Source organism: Bartonella sp. AA86SXKL, from assembly GCF_042196885.1.
Window position 1 is genome coordinate 1 of sequence record NZ_JBHIRE010000096.1, and the last position, 1298, is coordinate 1298.

The following is a 1298-nucleotide window of genomic DNA, read 5'->3' on the forward strand; positions in this document are numbered from 1 at the left end:
ACCAGATTTGAAAAAAATTGGTTATCTTTATAATGCTTCTGAAGCAAATTCTGTTTCAACACTTAAGATGTTAAAGGACGTTGCAAGTAAAGCAGGGATTGAGATCATTCCTTCATCTGCGCCTAAACCTTCTGATGTTCAAGCGGCAACACGGGCTTTAGTTGGTAAGGTGGATGTCATTTTTATTCCCGCTGATAATACGGTTCTTTCTGTTTTAGAGGGTGCAACAAAGGTTACACAGGAAGCAAATGTGCCTGTATTTACCGTCGATTTTAACTCTATTGGACGCGGTCCCTTCATGACACAGGGCGTGAATTTTTACGATGTAGGGGTTGAAGCTGGGAAACTGGTTGTGCGTATTCTAAAGGGTGAAAAACCTGGCGATATTGATGTTGTGCAGGCCGCTAATAATGATATTAGAATTGATATGAAAGCAGCCCAAAAGGTTGGTATTGTTATTCCACAGACAGTGATAGAACGCGCGACAAAGATTCTTCAATAGTTTTTCATTGATATAATATCGATACAATAAAAATGCATTAAGTTTTTATGGGGATGATCTTTGAATGAGTATATTTGCGTTTTCTGGCGCTGTGGAGTTAGGTCTTATTTATGCATTTGTTGCTATAGGGGTTTATCTCTCGTTTCGCGTTTTGGATTTTCCTGATTTAACTGTTGATGGTTCCTTTCTTCTTGGATCCTGTGTTTGTGGTGTTTTGATTCTTTTGGGTTTTAATGCATGGATTGCTATGGCATGTGCTTTTTGTGCAGGTATGATAGCGGGTTTATTAACAGCTTTGCTAAATTTGCGTTTTGGCATTTTGAATCTTTTGGCTTCCATTTTGACAATGTCGGCACTTTATACAGTTAATCTTCGTATTATGGGGATTATGGGAGGGTCTAATATTAACTTGGCACTTGCTGATACGGCTTTAACACCCTTGTATAATCTTTTTGGCTTGTCTGATATCTTTGTGCGTCCTCTTTTCGTTGGTACTGTATTGCTGGTGGTGGCATTTTTGATCTGGCGGTTTTTGGAAAGTGAAATAGGTCTTGCTATGAGAGCAATGGGAGTTAATCCACGGATGGCTACGGCGCAAGGGGTTCATACGTCAGCATTGGTGTATTTTGGTATGGGTCTTTCCAATGCCTGTGTTGCGCTTGGGGGCTCCCTTTATATTCAAACCGCCATTGCTACCGATATTACTGGTGGAGCTGGTACGATTGTTTTCGGTTTAGCGGCGGTTATTATTGGGGAAACTCTCTTTCGTACGCGCAATATTTTTTGGATTATTATG

The 1298-nt window shown here is 40.3% G+C and carries 2 protein-coding genes; both read left to right on the forward strand.

Annotation, left to right across the window (positions count from 1 at the left end; genetic code table 11):
* On the forward strand, positions 1–502 hold a 502-nt coding region (locus ACFIO5_RS10075), incomplete at its 5' end, for an ABC transporter substrate-binding protein (RefSeq protein ID WP_375705322.1).
* Positions 503–566: 64 nt separating this feature from the next.
* Positions 567–1298, forward strand: a 732-nt coding sequence (locus ACFIO5_RS10080; protein WP_375705323.1) for an ABC transporter permease, incomplete at its 3' end; no start/stop codon positions are given.